Annotated in this window: 1 protein-coding gene; it reads right to left on the bottom strand. The window is 58.9% G+C overall.

Features of this window, described 5'->3' with window-relative positions; all coding sequences use genetic code 11:
• Nucleotides 1-95: 95 nt before the first annotated feature.
• Nucleotides 96-506 (bottom strand): hypothetical protein (locus BLX24_RS33210; RefSeq protein ID WP_177226009.1); only part of this gene is annotated, 411 nt, incomplete at its 5' end.

Raw genomic sequence — 506 nt, forward strand, 5'->3', positions numbered from 1 at the left:
GCTCCCAGTCCACGAACGGCCCCGGGAGGAGAGCTCGGAAGCTCCGAGTCAATGTTGGATTTGATCTGCGTTGTGTCGAGCGCCATGAGTAAGAATTAAAAATCGTAAGAGAATTCATCAGTAAACGCCGTGAAGATGTCATCGCCGTCAAGTATGTAATAGGGCGCATGCGTGAAGCGGCCGCTGAGCGAAATCACAATCGCATTGGCCTCCGACTGCGCATCGGTCCAGGTCAGCCGCAGGCCGTTGTCCGGCTCCCCAGCCAGCCGGGACTGCCCGTTGTAGTCCGTCCACCAGACCAGCAGCCGCTGCTGGTCGATTTTGTTCAGGTAGTCATACAGCGCAGTGGTCGGTTTGGGTATTCTGACCTGCGCCGTCACGGTAAATACAGACCCTTCAGGGGCAGGCTCCCGCTGACTCCCCGCCGTACAGGCACCTAACGGGCAGGTCACCGAGCCGACGTCGGCATCTTCCGTCAGCGATACCCCGGTAACCCGGATACCATC

The sequence above is a fragment of the Arsenicibacter rosenii genome (assembly GCF_001870735.1).
Classification (GTDB): domain Bacteria; phylum Bacteroidota; class Bacteroidia; order Cytophagales; family Spirosomataceae; genus Arsenicibacter; species Arsenicibacter rosenii.